Genomic DNA, 17,366 nt, shown 5'->3' with positions numbered 1-17,366 from the left:
ACCGCGTTTGGACTACGCCGCCATCGCCGGCGGGGTCAGCGACTGCCAGTTGTTGGCGAGCTGCAGCTTCGGCTCGGTGAGCGCCTGCAACTGCTCCAGCGTCATGCCCTCGACCATCTCGCGCACGAACAGGCCCTGCTCCGTAACGTCGATGACCGCCAGATTGGTGTAGATGCGCTTGACGCAGCCCGGTGCCGTCAACGGCAGGCTACACGTCTTGAGGATGCGCGGTTTCCCCTTCTTGTCGGTGTGATCCATGATGACCCGGATCTCCTTGGCGCCGACTGCCAGATCCATCGCGCCGCCGACGCCGGGCGGGAAGCTTGGGTCTTCCGTGGTCCAGTTGGCGAGATCGCCGGCTTCCGAGACTTCGAAGGCGCCGAGCAGGCTGACATCGAGATGCTTGCCGCGGATCATCAGGAAGGCGTCGGCATGGTGCATGAACACACCGCCCTTGATCAGCGTCGTGTAGCTCTTGCCGGCGTCGATCAGGTTCTCGTCTTCCATGCCGGGCTCCGGCTTCGGCCCGAGGCCGAGAATGCCGTTCTCGCTGTGGAAGATCACCTCGCGACCACCCGGCACATAGCTCGCCGCCAGCGTCGGCATGCCGATACCGAGATTGACATAGGCACCTTCCTGCAGGTCCTGCGCGGCGCGCCAGGCCATCTGGTCACGATTCAGCGGCTTGTAAGTCGACGTCATGCCTTTGCTCCTACGACCACGATACGATCGATGAAAATGCTCGGCGTCACCACCGCTTCGGGATCCATGCTGCCGAGTTCGACCATCTCGTCCACCTGCACGACGCTGAGATCGGCGGCCATGGCCATGATCGGATTAAAATTTCGGGCCGACTGGTTGTAGACGAGATTGCCCCAGCGATCCGCCTTCCTGGCGCGCAGCAGCGCGACATCGCCCTTCAGCGGTTGTTCGAGCACGTGCAGCACGCCGTTGATCTCGCGGGTTTCCTTGCCCTCGGCGAGCTTCGTGTGCGCGGTGACCGGCGAGAAGAAACCGCCGAGCCCCGCCGCATGGCAATGCATGCGCTCGCTGATGATGCCCTGCGGCACCAGTTCCAGTTCGAGCGTCTTGTTGCGATAGGCATTGAGAAACGCGCTGTAATCGCCCGAGCGCGGATAGGAGCAGATCACCTTGCTGACGCGGCCGGAATTGATCAGGCGGGCCAGGCCGGTATCGCCATTGCCGGCATTGTTATGGACGATGGTGAGATTGGTCGCGCCCTGTTCGTGCAGCGCCTCCAGGAGATCATCGGCAATGCCGACAGTACCGAACCCTGCCACCAGGACGACTGCCCCGTCCTTCACCCCAGCCACGGCCTCGGCCGGGCTGGCTACACGCTTATCGATCACTCCCCAAAACTCCTCGTCGCGGAATTGCTATTGGCCGCAATCGCTTGCGGCATTTATTGCGCGGCGACTAGAGCATTGCGGGCATGGAAGTTGAAGGCCCAAATTTGCAGGAGGGATACGCGCCTACCCTCGCCTGAAGGGGAGGGTGAAGCACCCCACCAAAATGCTAGTTGCAAACTCCCCGGCCCGCGCTTCTAATTAGACCAATTAAAAAATATCGGGAGGTCTGCGTGTCCACAGTGAAACTGACGGTCAATGGCAAATCGGTCTCTGCCACGGTCGAAGACAGAACCCTTCTCGTCCATTTGCTCCGCGAAAATCTCAATCTGACCGGAACCCATGTAGGCTGCGATACCAGCCAGTGCGGCGCCTGCATCGTGCATATCGACGGCAAGGCCGTGAAGTCCTGCACCACTTTGGTCGGCCAGATCGACGGTGCCAATGTCACCACCATCGAGGGTATCGCCAAAGGCGACCAGCTACATCCCATGCAGGCGGCGTTCCGCGACAATCACGGCCTGCAATGCGGCTACTGCACGCCGGGTATGATCATGTCGGCGATCGATATCGTGAACCGGCATGCGGGCGATCTCGACGAGGAGACGGTCCGCCAGGAGCTCGAAGGCAATATCTGCCGCTGCACCGGCTACCACAATATCGTCAAATCGGTGCTCGACGCCGCCGGACGCATGAAGGTTGCGCAAGCGGCTGAATGAGCCGCAGCGCATTGATCTGAGCTGAGCCAACCGCGCCTTTCGATGGAAAGCGCGGACAATCAAAAACTCCGGCAGGGAGACCCATGAGATGGGCGTTGAAGGCATCGGCGCACGCGTTGCGCGCAAGGAAGACAAGCGTTTCATCACCGGCCGCGGCCGCTATGTCGACGACGTCAAGATCGTCGGCCTCACCCACGCGCATTTCATCCGCAGTCCGCATGCCCATGCGAAAGTGAAGGGCATCGACGCTTCCGCGGCGAAGGATATGCCGGGCGTGGTGGACGTGCTCACCGCGCAGCAACTGGTGGACGACAAGATCGGCAACCTGATCTGCGGCTGGGCGGTGTCCTCGAAAGACGGCACGCCGATGAAGATGGGCGCATGGCCGGCGATGGCGCCGGACACGGTGCGCTTCGTCGGTCAGGCAGTCGCCGTGGTGATCGCCGAGACCAAGAACCAGGCGAAAGATGCGGCCGAAGCCGTCGTCGTCGAGTACGAAGAGTTGCCCGCCGTCAGCAGCATGACCGCAGCACTCGCCTCGGGCGCGCCGCAACTGCATCCGGAAGCGCCGGGCAATGTGGTCTATGACTGGGCGATCGGCGACGAGAAGGCGACCAATGACGCCTTCAGCAAGGCCGCGAATGTGGTCTCGCTGGACCTGACCAACAACCGGCTGGTGCCGAATGCGATGGAGCCTCGCGCGGCCGTCGCGGAATATGACGAGGCGGAAGAGCACTTCACGCTGCATACGACCTCGCAGAATCCGCATGTGGCGCGGCTCGTGCTGTCGGCGTTCTACAATGTGGCACAAGAACACAAGCTGCGCGTCATCGCCCCCGACGTCGGCGGCGGCTTCGGCTCCAAGATCTTCATCTATCCCGAGGAAATGGTCGCACTCTGGGCCTCGAAGAAAGTGCGCCGCCCGGTGAAATGGACCGGTGACCGCACCGAGGCCTTCCTCACCGACGCCCATGGCCGCGATCACATGTCGCATGCGGAGATGGCGTTCGACGCCAACAACAGGATCCTGGGCCTGCGGGTGAAGACCCACGCCAATTTCGGCGCCTATATGTCGCTGTTCTCGTCCTCGGTGCCGACCTATCTCTACGCCACCCTGCTGTCGGGCCAGTACAACATCCCGACCATCTATGCGGAGGTGATGGGCGTCTATACCAACACCACGCCGGTCGATGCTTACAGAGGCGCCGGACGCCCGGAAGCGAGCTATCTGGTGGAGCGGCTGATGGAGACATCGGCGCGGCAGCTCAAGGTCGATCCGGCCGAATTGCGCCGCATCAACTTCGTGACGCAGTTTCCGCATCAGACGCCCGTCATCATGGCCTATGATATCGGCGACTTCGGCGCCTCGCTCGATGCCGCGCTGAAGGCCATCGACTATGCCGGCTTCCCCGCGCGCAAGGCGAAGGCCAAAGCCGCCGGCAAACTCCGCGGCCTCGGCTTCTCCTGCTACATCGAGGCCTGCGGTATCGCGCCGTCCAAGGCGGTGGGCTCGCTCGGCGCCGGCGTCGGCCTCTGGGAATCCGCCGAAGTCCGCGTCAATCCGGTCGGCACCATCGAAGTGCTGACGGGATCGCACAGCCACGGCCAGGGCCACGAGACGACCTTCGCGCAATTGGTCGCCGGGCGGCTCGGCATTTCCGTCGATCAGGTTCAGATCGTGCACGGCGACACTGATAAAGTGCAGTTCGGCATGGGCACCTATGGCTCCCGCTCGGCGGCGGTCGGCATGTCCGCGATCTTCAAGGCGATGGAGAAGGTGGAAGCCAAGGCGAAGAAGATCGCCGCGCATCTGCTGGAGGCCTCCGAGGGCGACATCGTCATCGAGAATGGGGAGTTCAAGGTGGCGGGCACCGACAAGGCGATCGCGCTGCCGATGGTCGCGCTCGCGGCCTACACTGCGCACAACCTGCCGGACGGCATGGAGCCCGGCCTGAAGGAAGGCGCGTTCTACGACCCCACCAACTTCACCTTCCCGGCCGGCGCCTATATCTGCGAGGTCGAGATCGATCCCGGCACCGGCAAGATCGACATCGTCGACTTCGTGGCCGTCGATGACTTCGGCCGGCTGATCAATCCGATGATTGTCGAAGGTCAGGTCCATGGCGGCCTCGCCCAGGGCATCGGGCAGGCGATGCTGGAAAGCGCGGTCTATGACGACAACGGCCAGCCGGTAACGGCGTCGTTCATGGATTATGCCATGCCGCGCGCTGACGACGTGCCATCGTTCCGGGTGTCGCACACCACGACGCTCTGCCCGGGCAATCCACTTGGCGTGAAAGGTTGCGGCGAGGCCGGCGCGATCGGTTCGTCACCCGCCGTCATCAACGCCATCACCGATGCACTTGGCCACAACAAGATCGAGATGCCGGCAACGCCCGGCCGTGTCTGGGAAGCGCTGCAATTGCAGCAGGCCGCGGAATAAGGGAGAGCGATCATGTATGAGACCACTTATCACCGCCCCGCCAGCATCGATGAAGCCGCAGCGCTGTTCGCCAAACATCCGGAGGCGAAGTATCTCGCCGGCGGCCATACGCTGATCCCTGTGATGAAGCAGCGTCTTGCAGCACCATCCGATGTGATCGACCTCGCCCGGATCAAGGACATGATCGGCATCGAGGCAACGGCCGACGCACTGATCATCAGGGCGGCGACGACCTATTACGACATCACGCAGAGCGCCGCGGCCAAGCAGGCAATCCCGGCCATCGTGCATCTGACCTCCGTGCTCGGCGACCCCGCCGTGCGCTATCGCGGCACCATCGGCGGCTCCATCGCGAACAACGACCCCGCCGCCGATTATCCCGCCGCCGTGCTGGCGCTGGGCGCCACGATCAAGACCAACAAACGCGAGATCAAGAGCGACGACTTCTTCCAGGGCCTGTTCTCGACCGCTCTGGAAGAGGACGAGATCATCACATCCGTGTCGTTCCCGATTCCCGCCAAGGCCGGCTACGCCAAGATGCGCCATCCGGCGTCGCGTTTCGCACTCACCGGCGTATTCGTCGCACAGACGAAGTCCGGCGAGGTCCGCGTCGCCGCCACCGGCGCGTCACAGAGCGGCGTGATGCGCGTGCCGGCCATCGAGGCGGCGCTGAAAGCGAACTGGTCGGCCGGCGCGCTGGATGGCGTGAAGATTTCCGCCGACGGATTGATGGGCGACATCCACGGCTCCGCGGAATATCGCGCCAATCTCATCAAGGTGATGGCACAGCGCGCGGTGGAAGCAGCGAGGTAGGCTCGGAGCCGCAGGATGGGTAGAGCGTAGCGAAACCCATCCTGCTCCCGGTACAGCATTGTGCACCGCCCGCGCATAGCCGCATGCATTGCTGCGGCCACAAGGCGCTTGCCCTGACGGCATGGCCCGGTAACAGTTTTCCGTAATGAACCGGCGCAGCGCCGGACAACAACACGGGAAACGCACGTGCAGGATAACAAACTCTCGGGCCCACTGAAGGGCACACGCATCGTCGAATTCGCAGGCATCGGCCCGGGCCCGTTCGCCTGCATGCTGCTGGCCGATATGGGCGCCGAGGTAATCACGCTGGTGCGCCCGAAGCAGATGCCGAAGGGCGCTGCGTCACGCGGCCGCAAGGTCATTGAGGTCGACCTCAAGGACAAGACTGCCATCGCACAGGTGCTGTCGTTGCTGGATGGCGCCGATGCGCTGGTGGAAGGCTATCGCCCCGGCGTGATGGAACGCCTCGGCCTCGGCCCCGATGTCGTGCTCGGCCGCAACAGGAAGCTGGTCTATGGCCGCATGACCGGCTGGGGCCAGTACGGTCCGCTGGCACAGGCCGCCGGTCATGACATCAACTACATCTCCATCACCGGCGCATTGGCGGCCATCGGCGGCGCCGACAAGCCCGTGCCCCCGCTCAATCTGGTCGGCGATTTCGGCGGCGGCTCGATGTATCTGGTGATGGGCATGCTGGCCGCCCTGCTGGAAGCCAGCCACTCCGGCCAGGGCCAGGTGGTGGACGCCGCCATGTGCGACGGCGCGGCATCCCTGATCACCATGTTCTTCGACATGACGGCGGCGGGCCGCTGGAAGGAAGCCCGCGAGAGCAACATGCTGGACGGCGGCGCGCATTTCTACGGCGTCTATGAATGCAGCTGCGGCAATTTCATCTCGATCGGGTCCATCGAGCCGCAATTCTATGCCGAACTGCGTGAACTCGCCGGGCTGTCGGAGGCCTGCTACGACAATCACATGGACCCGACAAACTGGGCCGCAGTGAAGGAGAAGCTGACCGCAGTGTTCAAGACCAAAAGTCGCAACGAGTGGTCGAGGATCATGGAAGGCACCGATGTGTGCTTCGCGCCGGTGCTGACCATGTCGGAGGCGACAAAGCATCCGCATATGGTGGCACGCGAAGTGTTCATCCAGCATGAGGGCGCGACACAGCCCGCACCCGCACCGCGGTTCTCGCGCACGCCGTCGGCGGCAAGGCCGGCTGTGAAGGTGGAACTGGGGGATGCGGTGAAGGAATGGCAGGGCGCGTAATCGCAGCCACTCATGATTACCCTCTGATCTCTCGAGGTCATGCCCGGCACGAGGCCGGGCATGACGGTTGAGAGGTCGGAGACTACGCCGCGGTCTTGTCCGCCACGTGTAGCACGCCGCGCCGAATCTGGTCTTCCTCGATCGACTCGAACAGCGCCTTGAAGTTGCCCTCGCCGAAGCCATCATCGCCCTTGCGCTGGATGAATTCGAAGAAGATCGGCCCGATCGCATTGGCCGAGAAGATCTGCAGCAGCACCTTGGTCTCGCCGCCTTCGACCACGCCCTCGCCGTCGATCAGGATGCCGTTCTTCTGCAGGCGCGGCACATCTTCGCCATGCTTGGGCAGCCGCGCGTCGATCTTCTCGAAATAGGTGTCCGGCGGCGCCGGCATGAAGGGCAGCCCGTCGGCGCGCAGCTTCTCGATGGTCGTGTAGATATCCGTCACGCCGCAGGCGATGTGCTGGATGCCCTCGCCGTGATACGTATTGAGATATTCCTCGATTTGGCCGGCGTCGCCGGCATCCTCGTTGATCGGAATCCGGATCTTGCCGTCGGGGCTGGTCAGCGCGCGCGAGAACAGGCCGGAGGCGCGACCTTCGATGTCGAAGAAGCGGATCTGGCGGAAGTTGAACAGCTTCTCGTAGAAGCCGGTCCAGACATCCATGCGGCCGCGATGAACGTTGTGGGTGAGGTGATCGAGATAGAACAGGCCGGCGCCTTCGGGCCGCGGATTCCTGGCACCCAACCATTCGAATTCCTGGTCATAGGCCGAGCCCTTGGCGCCGTAGCGATCGACGAAATACAGCAGGCTGCCGCCGATGCCCTTGATGGCGGGCACGTCGAGCGTCTTCTGCGCCGATGTAGCATCGGCCGGTTCGGCGCCGAGCAAAATCGCGCGGTCAAAGGCCGCCTGCGCATCGACGACGCGGAACGCCATCGACGGCGCGCAGGGACCGTGCGCGGCGACGAAATTGAAGCCATGGGTGCCGGGCTCCTCATTGACGAGATAGTTGATGTCACCCTGGCGATAGACGGTGATCTTCTTGGTCTTGTGCTTCGCGACGGGCGCGTAACCCATCAGCTTGAACAGGGCGTGGAGTTCTTCGGGCCTCGGATGCGCGTATTCGACGAATTCAAAGCCGTCGGTACCCATCGGATTATGTGCCGAGATGGTCGCGGCCGGCGCATCATGCGGAAACGGACCCATGGTGATCTCCCGAAGCTGGTTTGCTGTTATCGCTTGCCTGGAGTGTCGGTCGTTTACGGCGCAAGGTGCATGCAAATTGGAATGGAATATGCGACATTCATGCACGGTTCACGCATGAATGAGGCTTTTGACGCATGATCCCGGTGGATGCTTTCGATCTCAAGATGCTGGCCGCACTCCAGAATGACGGCCGGCTGACCAACCAGCAGCTCGCCGATGCCGTCGGACTGTCCGCCTCGCAATGCTCGCGGCGGCGGATGCGGCTCGAGGAGGAGAAGGTGATTTCCGGCTATCACGCCGACCTCTCATCCGAAGCGCTCGGCTTCAACGTCATCGCCTTCATCCAGGTGCAACTGGCCACCCACTCGCCGGACAATGCCAAGAAGTTCCGCACGCTGGTGCAGCGGGTCGACGAGGTGCAGGAGGCCTATTCACTGACCGGCGATGCCGACTACGTCCTCAAGGCCGTGCTGCGCGATCTCAAGGGATTGTCCGATCTCGTCAACAATGTGCTGATGCCGCATCAGAGCGTAGCGCATGTGCGCTCGTCGATCGTGCTGGATCGGTTGAAGGAAACATCGAAACTGCCGCTGAAAAGCTGACAGCGCTGCACAATCGACGTTCTCACCGGCTTCACGATCTGCGAAGATCGCGGAAATCAATCGGTAGGATAACATCAATGGCACTGGCGCTGCGGCCGAACTGCGAATATTGCGACAAGGACCTGCCACCCGCGGCACGCGATGCGCGCATCTGCACCTTTGAATGCACCTTCTGCGCGGATTGCGTGGAGACCAGGCTCCACAATGTCTGCCCGAACTGCGGAGGCGGGTTTGCGCCACGCCCGATCCGGCCGGCCACCGAATGGCGCCCAGGCCTGTCAGTCGCCAAGCGACCGCCGTCGGACAAGCGCGTGCATCTGTCCTACAGCCTCGAGGATATCGCGGCGCATTCGGCCCGCATCAAGGATATTCCGCCGGAGGAGCGGTGAGGCACGTCAACTTGATGGCGTCGTAGGATGGGTAGAGCGTCTTCGCGAAACCCATCATTGTCAGAGCTTGCAGTCGATGGGTTTCGCTGCGCTCTACCCATCCTACGGCCGGCGTGTCACCGCTTGTTCGGATCGAACCGCTTCTCCAAACCTTTCCAGCAATCCGCGTAATCGCTCTGCAGCGTCGCCGAGGTTGCCGCATGTTCGGTGACGCGCTGCGGGTAGCGGGTCTCGAACATGAAGGCCATGGTGCCGGTGAGCTTGACCGGCTTCAGTTCGCCATTGCTGGCGTGATCGAAGGCTTCGCGATCCGGCCCGTGCGGCAGCATCATGTTGTGCAGGCTGATGCCGCCCGGTGTGAAGCCCTGCGGCTTGGCATCATAGACGCCGTAGATCAGGCCCATGAATTCCGACATGATGTTCATGTGATACCACGGCGGCCGGAAGGTGTTTTCCGCCACCGCCCAGCGCTCGGGGAAGATCACGAAATCGATATTGGCCGTGCCTGCGGTTTCCGAGGGCGAGGTCAGCACCGTGAAGATCGACGGATCCGGATGATCGAAGCCGATGGCACCCACCGGCGAGAAGGTGCGCAGGTCGTATTTATACGGCGCGTAGTTGCCGTGCCAGGCGACGACGTCGATGGGCGAATGCGGCAGCGTGGTGACAAACAGCGCACCGCCCCATTTCACATAGAGCTCGGTCGGCGTGTCCTTGTCCTCATAGGCGGCCACCGGCGTCAGGAAGTCACGCGCATTGGCGAGGCAATTGGCCCCGATGGGACCGCGCTCCGGCAGCGTGAAGGCACCGCCATAGTTCTCGCAGAGATAGCCGCGCGCCGCACCACCCGTGAGTTCGACGCGGAACTTGACGCCGCGCGGGATCACAACGATCTCGCCCGGCGCGGCATCGATGCGGCCGAATTCGGTGACGAACAGCAGGTTACCCTGCTGCAGCACGAACATCATCTCGCCGTCGGCATTGTAGAAGTGCTGATCGACCATGGATTTCGTAATCAGATAGACATGCGCCGCCATGCCGGCCTGGGTGCCGGCATCGCCGGCCGTGGTCATGGTCTGCACGCCCTGCAGGAAGGTCATGTCCTCTTTCGGGATCGGCGCCGGGTCCCAGCGCAATTGCGCGATGGGCAGATCGTTTTCGTGGCACGGCGCGGTGCGCCACAATTTTGCGTCTGCCTTCTCGAAGCGGCCGGAATGCTTCACTGACGGGCGAATGCGATACAGCCAGGACCGTTCATTGCTGCCGCGCGGCGCCGTGAAAGGCGAGCCGGAGAGCTGCTCCGCATAGAGCCCGTAAGCGCAGCGCTGCGGCGAATTGCGGCCGATGGGCAACGCGCCGGGCAGCGCTTCGGTCTCGAATGAATTGCCGAAGCCGGACATGTAGCCCGGCGTGACGTTGGACGTCGCACGGCTGATCAGATCGGGTGAAGTGTTGATGTTCATCTCATCCTCCGCTTTGTCTTGCGCATGATCTCGGCCGAAAACCGGCATCCACTTTTCGGGATCATGCGCCTTGAAGAGCCGCCCACATTTCGCGGTCGCGCTTGTCGGTCCAGATCACGGGGTCGTCGATTCCCGAGGCTTCATCAAAGGCGCGCGACACGTTGAACGGCAGGCAGTGCTCGTAAATCGCGAAGCTCGAAAATTTCTTGTCCATGACCTCGCGGGTTGCCCCCATGGTCTCCTTCAGGCTGCGCCCCTTGGCGACCGACATCTCGGCTGCGCCGTAGAGCGACATCACGAAGTCACGCGTCATCGCGATCGCCTCGCGTGTCGTCTCCAGCCCCTTCAGCGCATCACCGCGGCCCGGCGCAATGGCCTTCGGATTGAACGCACGGATCTCGTTGAGCGTCGACGGCCATTCGCGCAGCAGCGCATCGCCGCAATAGCAGGCCGAATGATATTCGATGAGATCGCCGGAGAACATCACTTCGGCATCAGGCACCCAGGCAACGATATCGCCGGACGTATGACCGGCGCCGAGCTGCATCAGACGCACTTCGCGCTTGCCGAGGAAGATCGACATCTCGCCCTCGAAGGTGAGCGTCGGCCAGGTCAGGCCGGGAATGCTCCCGGCATCCTGGAACAGGCGCGGGAAACGCCCGAATTCGGAATCCCAGTCCTGCTGGCCGCGCTCTTCCACCAGCCGATAGGTCTCCTGCGACGCGACCACGCCCTGCGCCTTGTAGGCGGACGCGCCGAGCACGCGCACCGCGTGGTAATGCGACAGCACGACATATTTGATCGGCTTGTCGGTGACGGTGCGGACGCGCTCGATCACCTTGTTGGCCATCGCCGGCGTTGCCTGCGCGTCAAACACGATACAACCGTCATCGCCGACAATGACCGCCGAATTCGGATCGCCCTCGGCCGTGAAGGCGTAGAGATCGGGACCGATCTCCGAGAAGGTGACCTTCTTCTCGGTCATGTCGGTGGTGGATGCGAAACCCTTGGTCATTTCAAAGTCCTTTATAAATTTAGAGCTCGTCGTCATTCCGGGGCGCGAGCGGCGTCAGCCGCACGCGAACCCGGAATCTTGATGTGTTCATCACTCCGGGATTCCGGGTCTGCACTGCAGTCGCTGCGCGACTTGCGTGCATCCCGGAATGACGAGTTCTGTCATTTCCCATCCCTCACATCCGGCAGCCGTCGCTTCGCCAGCGCAATCGCATCACCGAGCACAGCGGCATCGCCGATATGATTGGCGAGGATCAGCACCAGCGCCGTGTCGAGTGCCGCGCTTTGGTCATCGGTCAATCCGCGATGCGCCTCGACGATCGCGCGATAGGCGTCGTCGGGACTGGCGAAATTGGACGCCGTCGACAGGGCCGTCATGACGGCCTCCCGCAGGCACGCGCCACCGCAGCCTTGATCGCCTGCGATGTCGGATACCGGAAGCGCGCGGCGACATAACCATCGGGGCGCAGCAGATAGGCGGCACCCGGCTCGGCGCCATAACGCGCCTTGAACAGCCCGGCCTCGTCGCGCAGCGCCGCATCGTCGCCGATGACCAGACGGGCCACGCCCTCGGGCAGTTCGATCGCCTGACCACCCGACTGCAATACGGTGAAACCGCGACCCGCCCCCGCAAAACATTCCGAAAGAAACACATGCGCGCCGTCGTCAGTGGCGAGCGGTGCATCCGGCATATGCGCGCCCGGCTGAGGACCGACGGACCAGTCGTCGCTATCGGCCGTCGAGAGCGGCGTCTGGTAGACCGACGGCACGGACAATCGCCCGCCATTGATCATGCGCTTGGCGAAATCGGCCTCCTTGGCAAGCGACAGCACGGCCTGCCGCATGCGCTGCTCCTGCTTCGAATGCGGCGCGATGAAATCCGTCGCATGGGTCGAGGCACGGATGTTCTCGTCCGCCGCCGGCCCACGTTCGGCGTCATAGCTCGCCAGCAGCGACGCCGGCGCGTCGCCGGCCAGCACCATCGCCAGCTTCCATGCGAGGTTCTCGGCATCTTCAAGACCGGAATTGGCGCCCCGCGCGCCGAAGGGCGACACCTGATGCGCGGCGTCGCCGGCAAAGATCACGCGCTCATGCAGGAAGCGCTGCATGCGGCGGCACTGGAATTTGTAGACGGAGATCCACTCGAACTCGAAATCGTCGTGACCGAGCATGCGCGCAATCCGCGGGCGCACCTTCTCCGGCTGCCGCTCCGCTACGGGATCGGCATCGGGACCGAGCTGCAGATCGATGCGCCAGACATCATCGGGCTGGCGATGCAGCAGCGCGGACTGGCCGGAATGGAACGGCGGATCGAACCAGAACCAGCGCTCGGTCGGGAATTCCGCGGTCATCTTCACGTCAGCGATCAGGAACTGATCCTCGAACACCTCGCCGGAGAAATCCGCGCCAACCATGCTGCGCAGCCCGGAGCGCGCGCCGTCGCAAGCCACGACATAGTCGGCGCGCAGCGTGTAAGGCCCATCGGGCGTATCGATGGTGAGCTCGGCATGATCATTGTGCTGGGCCAGCGCGATCACCTTGTTGCGCCAGCGTAGATCGATCTCAGGCAGTTGATGCACGCGATCGACGAGAAAGGACTCGGCGTAATATTGCTGCAGGTTGATGAAGGCCGGCATCTTGTGGCCGGTCTCGGGCAGCAGGTCGAACTGGTACAGCATGTCCGGCCCGAGAAAGATCTTGCCGACCTTCCACACCACGCCCTTGTCGATCATGCGATGGGCGACGCCAAGGCGATCCCACAATTCGAGCGAGCGCTTGGAGAAACAGATCGCACGCGAGCCGTCGCCGATCCGGTCGGCATCGTCGAGCAGCACCACGCGCTGGCCGCGCTGCGCCAGATCGATGGCCAGCGACAGACCCACCGGGCCGGCGCCGACGATCACCACCGGATGATGCGCCGCGTCAACAGCAGGCCGTGCCTGATCGGCATGGCGGCGATAGGCAAACTGGCGGACATGCTGCGCCATGGCTCAGCCCCTGTCCTGCAACCGGATGCATTTTCGGATCAACGCTGGTCTGGCCAACGGATCGCACTCCCTCTAAGATAGTCTCATTTGCAACCATCTAAACGCCGGACCCGTGGCGGCGTCAACAGCAGAATTGGTGGCTCCGTGGCGAAATTCGACCTGTTTCAGTTCGTTCCATTCCGGCTCAACCGGCTGGCGGCGGAGGTCAGCGCCGCGCTCTCGGACGAATATCAGGCGCGCTACGGGCTCGACATTCCGGAATGGCGCGTCATCGCCACCCTGGGCTTTCGCGACGACGCCTGCAGCGCGCAGTTCATTTCGCAATGCACACGCACGCATAAATCCACCATCAGCCGCGCGGTCACCGCCCTGCTGGAACGCGAACTGATCGAACGGGTCGAGAATGAAGACGACCGCCGCGCCTTCGAACTGCGCCTTTCCGCAAAAGGACACGCGCTTTACGAGGAACTGATCCCGCGCCTGCTGCACAAGGAACGCGACATTCTGTCGTGTTTAACGGCGCAGGAACGCAAGGATTTTGGCGCGGCACTCGGCAAGATCGAGCGCAGCCTCAACCTCGTGCAGACCCGGCACGGTCACAAGGCCGGCGCCTATTGAGCGACTAGTCGCGCACGAAGGAGCGCGATGGCGGCAGATGCACCGCATAGGCATCGGCCTTGGTGCCCTCGACGCGCGGATAAAGCTCGCGCACCAGCGGATCATGGCCGGGAATGATACGATCGGGATGGCCGGCAAGGCGCTCGCAGGTGATCCAGCCGTCACACATGTCGCCGATATTGTAGACGATCGGAAACGGGCTGCGGCGCTGCATGTTGCCGTAGTAATGCGAGGCGTCCGACGCCAGCACCACGGGGCCGCGCGCGGTCTGCACGCGCACGATCTGCAAGCCATCGGAGTGACCGCCGACACGGTGCAGCGTGACGCCGGGGGCAACCTCGCCATCGCCATTGTGGAACGTGACCCGCTCGTTGAATACGTGACGCACCATCAGCGTGACGTCCTCCGCCGAGAACGGATGCCGCAGCAACCCGTTGCACATACAGCGGCCCGTTGCGTAGCTCATCTCGCGATCCTGCAAATGGAACCGGGCGTTGGGAAGACGATCGAGATTGCCGGCATGGTCGTAATGCAGATGCGTCACAATGACGTCGCGGATATCCGCGGCCTGAACGCCGAAATCGGCCAGCGCGTCGATGGGATTGATGGTGAGCTTGCGGCTGCGCTCCCTGGAGGCGACTTCGTTGAAGCCGGTATCGACGAGGATATCGCGGCCACCGCCACGGATCAGCCAGACGAAATAATCGAGATCGGCCGCCGCGGTCTCATGGGGATCGGGTGCGAGATAGTTCATCTGCGGCGTCCGCGGCGTCATCGTGGCATAGCGGATCGCATAGATTTCGTAAGTCGCGCTCATTCGTTTCGCCCCATTCCCGATCGTCGTTATGCGCAACAAGCCATTGCCACCGGGAAAGGTCAAACCGTTCCAACCACCAGAATGACGGGAACCGGGGCCGTAGAAACAACGCCGGACGCGGTGAGGTGAATGGACGCGATAGCACCGCACGTTGACAGCCGCGATCGCCCCGGTTTGATAATGCGAATGGCGTCGATTAGTGTCGCCGCGGCGCAAGCCGAATGGGGATCAGCGACCTCGAGTCTGGACCGGTTTCGTTATGAAAATGCGTATTGCTCTGCTCGCTCTCCTGACGCTCGCCGCCACGCCCATCTGGCAGGCATCGGCGGCGGAGGATCGCCCCCACCGGATCGCGCTGGTGATCGGCAATGCGAAATACCCGGACGCCGAGGCGCCGCTTAAAGAACCGATCAATGACGCCCGCGATATCGCTGCCGAATTGAAACGTGACGGTTTCGAGGTGGATACCGGCGAGAATCTCGGCGGCGACGGCATGCGCCGGGCACTGGAGAAATTCTACGGCAAGGTGACGCCCGGCTCCGTGGCGCTGGTGTTCTTCAGCGGCTTCGGCATCCAGTCCGCGCGGCAGAGCTACATGATCCCGGTCGATGCCCAGATCTGGACTGAGCCCGACGTGCGCCGCGATGGCTTCAGCCTCGAGACCGTGCTCAACGAAATCAACAGCCGTGGCGCCGGCGTCAAGATTGCGCTTCTGGATGCATCCCGCCGCAATCCGTTCGAGCGCCGGTTCCGCAGCTTTTCCGCCGGACTCGCTCCGGTAATCGCACCAAGCGGCACGCTGGTGATGTATTCGGCGGCGCTGAGCTCGGTCGTCAGCGAAAGCGGCGGCGATCGCGGGTTGTTTGTCAGCGAACTGCTGAAGGAAATCCGGGTCCCCGATCTCACCGCCGAGCAGACCTTGAACCGGACCCGCGTCAACGTCACCCGCGCATCGCGCAGCGAACAGGTGCCATGGATTTCCTCGTCGCTGGCGGAGGATTTCGCGTTCATTCCAGGCGCGAGTTCGGCAACGCCTGCCGTGGTAGCTGCGAAGCCGGCGGATCCCGCGCCGGCTGCCACACCGCGCCCTGGTCCCGTCGCCATACCGCAAGCCGCTGCAGCGCCGCCGGTCGCTCCCGCCGCACCTGCTGCGACACCCGCGCCGGCGCCCGCTGTTGCGCCTGCCCCGATGGCCCCCGTCACCGCCGAAGTTGCCCGCGACGAGAACAAGATCCTGCTGGCGCTGGCCGAGGATCCGACCGTCAAATCGCTGAACGTCAAGCTGACCGATAATCCGGAAGACGCCGGCGCGCTGTATCGCCGTGGGCAGGTCTATGCCAGCAAGGGCGCCTATTCCGCCGCGATCAAGGATTTCGACGCCACGATCAAACTGAACTCCAAGGATGTCGAAGCCTTCAACAATCGTTGCTGGGCCCGCACCGTGATCGGCGACCTTGCCGCTGCGCTCAAGGACTGCAACGAAGCCCTGCGGCTGCGGCCGAATTTCGTCGATGCGCTGGACAGCCGCGGCCTCGTCAATCTCAAGAACGGCCAGAGCAAGAATGCGATTGCGGATTTCGACGCTGCGCTGAAGATCAATCCACAACTGACCTCGTCGCTTTATGGGCGCGGCCTGGCGAAACATCGCCTTGGCCAGACCGCGGAAGGCGATCTCGACATCACCAATGCCAAGGCCATGGACCCGGACATCGTCAAGGAATTTGCCGGCTACGGCATCCGGTAATTCCCGATGTCACCGGAATTTCGCAGGAAAGTCGCAAGAAAATCGCAGGCGCGATTTGAACCCGCGCCACGCCAGAGGACACTATTGAGGGCAAGCCGGAAGCCATCCTGACGCGATCCGGCACCAGATCCGGTTGGAATTGATCCAAGCGCGTTTCGCGCGACTAGCTGAAGGGGTGAACCCATGTCGACCACATCCGCACGCTCCGGCTTCAACATCATTCGCACGATCGCCATGATGGGCTGTGCCCTGTCGCTGACGGCCGGCATCGCTGCCGCAGCCGAGGAAGTGACCTCCGACCAGATCCTGCGTGCGCTGGCGCCGAAGAAGCCGCTGACCCGCGGCCTGTCGATGTCGCCGCCGGCCGAGCCGGCCGTCAATGCGGCGGAAGGCAAGTTCGTCGACTCCCTTCGCAATCGCAGCACACGGTCGCTATCGGTCGGCGAGCGCGAGCAGATCGCGACCGTCGCCCAGACCAAGCCGGCGATCGATCTGGAAATCACCTTCGACTACAATTCGGCGAATATCAGCAAGAAGTCGCAATCCGCGGTGCAGGCCCTCGGCAAGGCGCTGAGCAGCGACGATCTCAAGGGCTCGACCTTCGTGGTGGCCGGCCATACCGACGCGGTTGGTGGCGAAGAATATAACCAGGACCTGTCAGAACGCCGCGCCGATGCCATCAAGCGCTATCTGATGGACAAATACGGCATTGCCGGCGCCGATCTCGTCACCGTCGGCTATGGCAAGGGTAAGCCGAAGGCCGGCGTTGCGCCGACCGATCCGTCCAACCGCCGCGTCCAGGTGGTGAATATGGCGAACAAGACCACCGCATCCCAATAGATTCTGGTGGCACTTCCGAGCTTGCTGCGGATTGCCGCACCACTGCGTTCCGCGCCATGCGGGACGCTGTTTG

Annotated in this window: 17 protein-coding genes; 9 read left to right on the top strand and 8 right to left on the bottom strand. The window is 63.0% G+C overall.

The window, feature by feature from the left end; all coding sequences use genetic code 11:
• Positions 1 to 12: 12 nt before the first annotated feature.
• Together ACEK02_RS13870 and ACEK02_RS13865 are read right to left on the bottom strand one after the other, a co-directional pair.
• Positions 13 to 702, bottom strand: a complete 690-nt coding sequence (locus ACEK02_RS13870; RefSeq protein WP_371422260.1) for a 3-oxoacid CoA-transferase subunit B — start codon at positions 700 to 702, stop codon at positions 13 to 15.
• Positions 699 to 1,370: a 3-oxoacid CoA-transferase subunit A gene (locus ACEK02_RS13865; protein ID WP_371422259.1), complete on the bottom strand. Its 672-nt coding sequence runs from the start codon at positions 1,368 to 1,370 to the stop codon at positions 699 to 701. Before ACEK02_RS13865 ends, ACEK02_RS13870 begins: the two co-directional genes overlap by 4 nt.
• A gap of 230 nt (positions 1,371 to 1,600) precedes the next feature.
• On the opposite strand from ACEK02_RS13865, the gene ACEK02_RS13860 reads away from it, so the two are divergent.
• The 4 genes from ACEK02_RS13860 (at position 1,601) to ACEK02_RS13845 (ending at position 6,611) form a co-directional block, all read left to right on the top strand.
• A complete protein-coding gene (locus ACEK02_RS13860; RefSeq protein WP_089266751.1) occupies positions 1,601 to 2,086 on the top strand; it encodes a (2Fe-2S)-binding protein in 486 nt (161 codons plus the stop codon).
• An 88-nt stretch (positions 2,087 to 2,174) separates the two neighbouring features.
• The gene (locus tag ACEK02_RS13855; RefSeq protein WP_371422258.1) at positions 2,175 to 4,529 is read left to right on the top strand and encodes a xanthine dehydrogenase family protein molybdopterin-binding subunit; all 2,355 of its coding nucleotides are present in this window, start codon (positions 2,175 to 2,177) and stop codon (positions 4,527 to 4,529) included.
• A gap of 12 nt (positions 4,530 to 4,541) precedes the next feature.
• Positions 4,542 to 5,342, top strand: coding sequence for a xanthine dehydrogenase family protein subunit M (locus ACEK02_RS13850; protein ID WP_371422257.1), 801 nt, complete (start codon positions 4,542 to 4,544; stop codon positions 5,340 to 5,342).
• A 186-nt stretch (positions 5,343 to 5,528) separates the two neighbouring features.
• A complete protein-coding gene (locus tag ACEK02_RS13845; protein WP_371422256.1) occupies positions 5,529 to 6,611 on the top strand; it encodes a CaiB/BaiF CoA transferase family protein in 1,083 nt (360 codons plus the stop codon).
• Between the two features lie 82 nt (positions 6,612 to 6,693).
• On the opposite strand, the gene hppD is transcribed toward ACEK02_RS13845, so the two are convergent.
• Entirely contained in the window at positions 6,694 to 7,818 is a 1,125-nt protein-coding gene (gene hppD / locus ACEK02_RS13840; RefSeq protein ID WP_371422255.1) for a 4-hydroxyphenylpyruvate dioxygenase, read from the bottom strand.
• Positions 7,819 to 7,952: 134 nt separating this feature from the next.
• Between hppD and ACEK02_RS13835 the strand changes: the two genes are divergently transcribed.
• Entirely contained in the window at positions 7,953 to 8,420 is a 468-nt protein-coding gene (locus tag ACEK02_RS13835; protein ID WP_371422254.1) for an Lrp/AsnC family transcriptional regulator, read from the top strand.
• A gap of 77 nt (positions 8,421 to 8,497) precedes the next feature.
• The gene (locus ACEK02_RS13830; protein ID WP_371422253.1) at positions 8,498 to 8,809 is read left to right on the top strand and encodes a DUF1272 domain-containing protein; all 312 of its coding nucleotides are present in this window, start codon (positions 8,498 to 8,500) and stop codon (positions 8,807 to 8,809) included.
• 116 nt (positions 8,810 to 8,925) lie between these two features.
• On the opposite strand, the gene hmgA is transcribed toward ACEK02_RS13830, so the two are convergent.
• The 4 genes from hmgA to ACEK02_RS13810 form a co-directional block, all read right to left on the bottom strand.
• Positions 8,926 to 10,272, bottom strand: a complete 1,347-nt coding sequence (gene hmgA / locus ACEK02_RS13825; protein WP_371422252.1) for a homogentisate 1,2-dioxygenase — start codon at positions 10,270 to 10,272, stop codon at positions 8,926 to 8,928.
• Positions 10,273 to 10,333: 61 nt separating this feature from the next.
• Positions 10,334 to 11,287: an MBL fold metallo-hydrolase gene (locus tag ACEK02_RS13820; RefSeq protein ID WP_371422251.1), complete on the bottom strand. Its 954-nt coding sequence runs from the start codon at positions 11,285 to 11,287 to the stop codon at positions 10,334 to 10,336.
• A gap of 161 nt (positions 11,288 to 11,448) precedes the next feature.
• The gene (locus ACEK02_RS13815) at positions 11,449 to 11,664 is read right to left on the bottom strand and encodes a DUF2783 domain-containing protein (protein WP_371422250.1); all 216 of its coding nucleotides are present in this window, start codon (positions 11,662 to 11,664) and stop codon (positions 11,449 to 11,451) included.
• Complete coding sequence (locus tag ACEK02_RS13810) at positions 11,661 to 13,274, bottom strand: FAD-dependent oxidoreductase (RefSeq protein ID WP_371422249.1); 1,614 nt, start codon at positions 13,272 to 13,274, stop codon at positions 11,661 to 11,663. Before ACEK02_RS13810 ends, ACEK02_RS13815 begins: the two co-directional genes overlap by 4 nt.
• A gap of 144 nt (positions 13,275 to 13,418) precedes the next feature.
• On the opposite strand from ACEK02_RS13810, the gene ACEK02_RS13805 reads away from it, so the two are divergent.
• The gene (locus ACEK02_RS13805; RefSeq protein WP_371422248.1) at positions 13,419 to 13,892 is read left to right on the top strand and encodes a MarR family winged helix-turn-helix transcriptional regulator; all 474 of its coding nucleotides are present in this window, start codon (positions 13,419 to 13,421) and stop codon (positions 13,890 to 13,892) included.
• A gap of 4 nt (positions 13,893 to 13,896) precedes the next feature.
• On the opposite strand, the gene ACEK02_RS13800 is transcribed toward ACEK02_RS13805, so the two are convergent.
• Entirely contained in the window at positions 13,897 to 14,709 is an 813-nt protein-coding gene (locus ACEK02_RS13800; RefSeq protein ID WP_371422247.1) for an N-acyl homoserine lactonase family protein, read from the bottom strand.
• A gap of 259 nt (positions 14,710 to 14,968) precedes the next feature.
• Between ACEK02_RS13800 and ACEK02_RS13795 the strand changes: the two genes are divergently transcribed.
• Entirely contained in the window at positions 14,969 to 16,453 is a 1,485-nt protein-coding gene (locus ACEK02_RS13795) for a caspase family protein (protein WP_371422246.1), read from the top strand.
• A 183-nt stretch (positions 16,454 to 16,636) separates the two neighbouring features.
• On the top strand, positions 16,637 to 17,293 hold the full coding sequence (locus ACEK02_RS13790) for an OmpA family protein (protein ID WP_371422245.1): 657 nt from the start codon (positions 16,637 to 16,639) through the stop codon (positions 17,291 to 17,293).
• Positions 17,294 to 17,366 lie beyond the last annotated feature (73 nt).

The organism is Tardiphaga sp. (assembly GCF_041424195.1).
In the GTDB taxonomy this organism is placed as follows: Bacteria; Pseudomonadota; Alphaproteobacteria; order Rhizobiales; family Xanthobacteraceae; genus Tardiphaga.
The sequence above is the reverse complement of the archived record's forward strand: the minus strand, read 5'-3'. Positions and strand labels throughout refer to the sequence as shown.

Excerpts from the sequence above, each read along its gene's own strand:
- ACEK02_RS13870 (WP_371422260.1), bottom strand. The coding sequence starts at position 702 with ATGACGTCGACTTACAAGCCGCTGAATCGTGACCAGATGGCCTGGCGC.
- ACEK02_RS13855 (WP_371422258.1), top strand. The coding sequence starts at position 2,175 with ATGGGCGTTGAAGGCATCGGCGCACGCGTTGCGCGCAAGGAAGACAAG.
- ACEK02_RS13850 (WP_371422257.1), top strand. The coding sequence starts at position 4,542 with ATGTATGAGACCACTTATCACCGCCCCGCCAGCATCGATGAAGCCGCA.
- hppD (WP_371422255.1), bottom strand. The coding sequence starts at position 7,818 with ATGGGTCCGTTTCCGCATGATGCGCCGGCCGCGACCATCTCGGCACAT.
- ACEK02_RS13835 (WP_371422254.1), top strand. The coding sequence starts at position 7,953 with ATGATCCCGGTGGATGCTTTCGATCTCAAGATGCTGGCCGCACTCCAG.
- ACEK02_RS13830 (WP_371422253.1), top strand. The coding sequence starts at position 8,498 with ATGGCACTGGCGCTGCGGCCGAACTGCGAATATTGCGACAAGGACCTG.
- hmgA (WP_371422252.1), bottom strand. The coding sequence starts at position 10,272 with ATGAACATCAACACTTCACCCGATCTGATCAGCCGTGCGACGTCCAAC.
- ACEK02_RS13820 (WP_371422251.1), bottom strand. The coding sequence starts at position 11,287 with ATGACCAAGGGTTTCGCATCCACCACCGACATGACCGAGAAGAAGGTC.
- ACEK02_RS13815 (WP_371422250.1), bottom strand. The coding sequence starts at position 11,664 with ATGACGGCCCTGTCGACGGCGTCCAATTTCGCCAGTCCCGACGACGCC.
- ACEK02_RS13810 (WP_371422249.1), bottom strand. The coding sequence starts at position 13,274 with ATGGCGCAGCATGTCCGCCAGTTTGCCTATCGCCGCCATGCCGATCAG.
- ACEK02_RS13800 (WP_371422247.1), bottom strand. The coding sequence starts at position 14,709 with ATGAGCGCGACTTACGAAATCTATGCGATCCGCTATGCCACGATGACG.
- ACEK02_RS13795 (WP_371422246.1), top strand. The coding sequence starts at position 14,969 with ATGAAAATGCGTATTGCTCTGCTCGCTCTCCTGACGCTCGCCGCCACG.
- ACEK02_RS13790 (WP_371422245.1), top strand. The coding sequence starts at position 16,637 with ATGTCGACCACATCCGCACGCTCCGGCTTCAACATCATTCGCACGATC.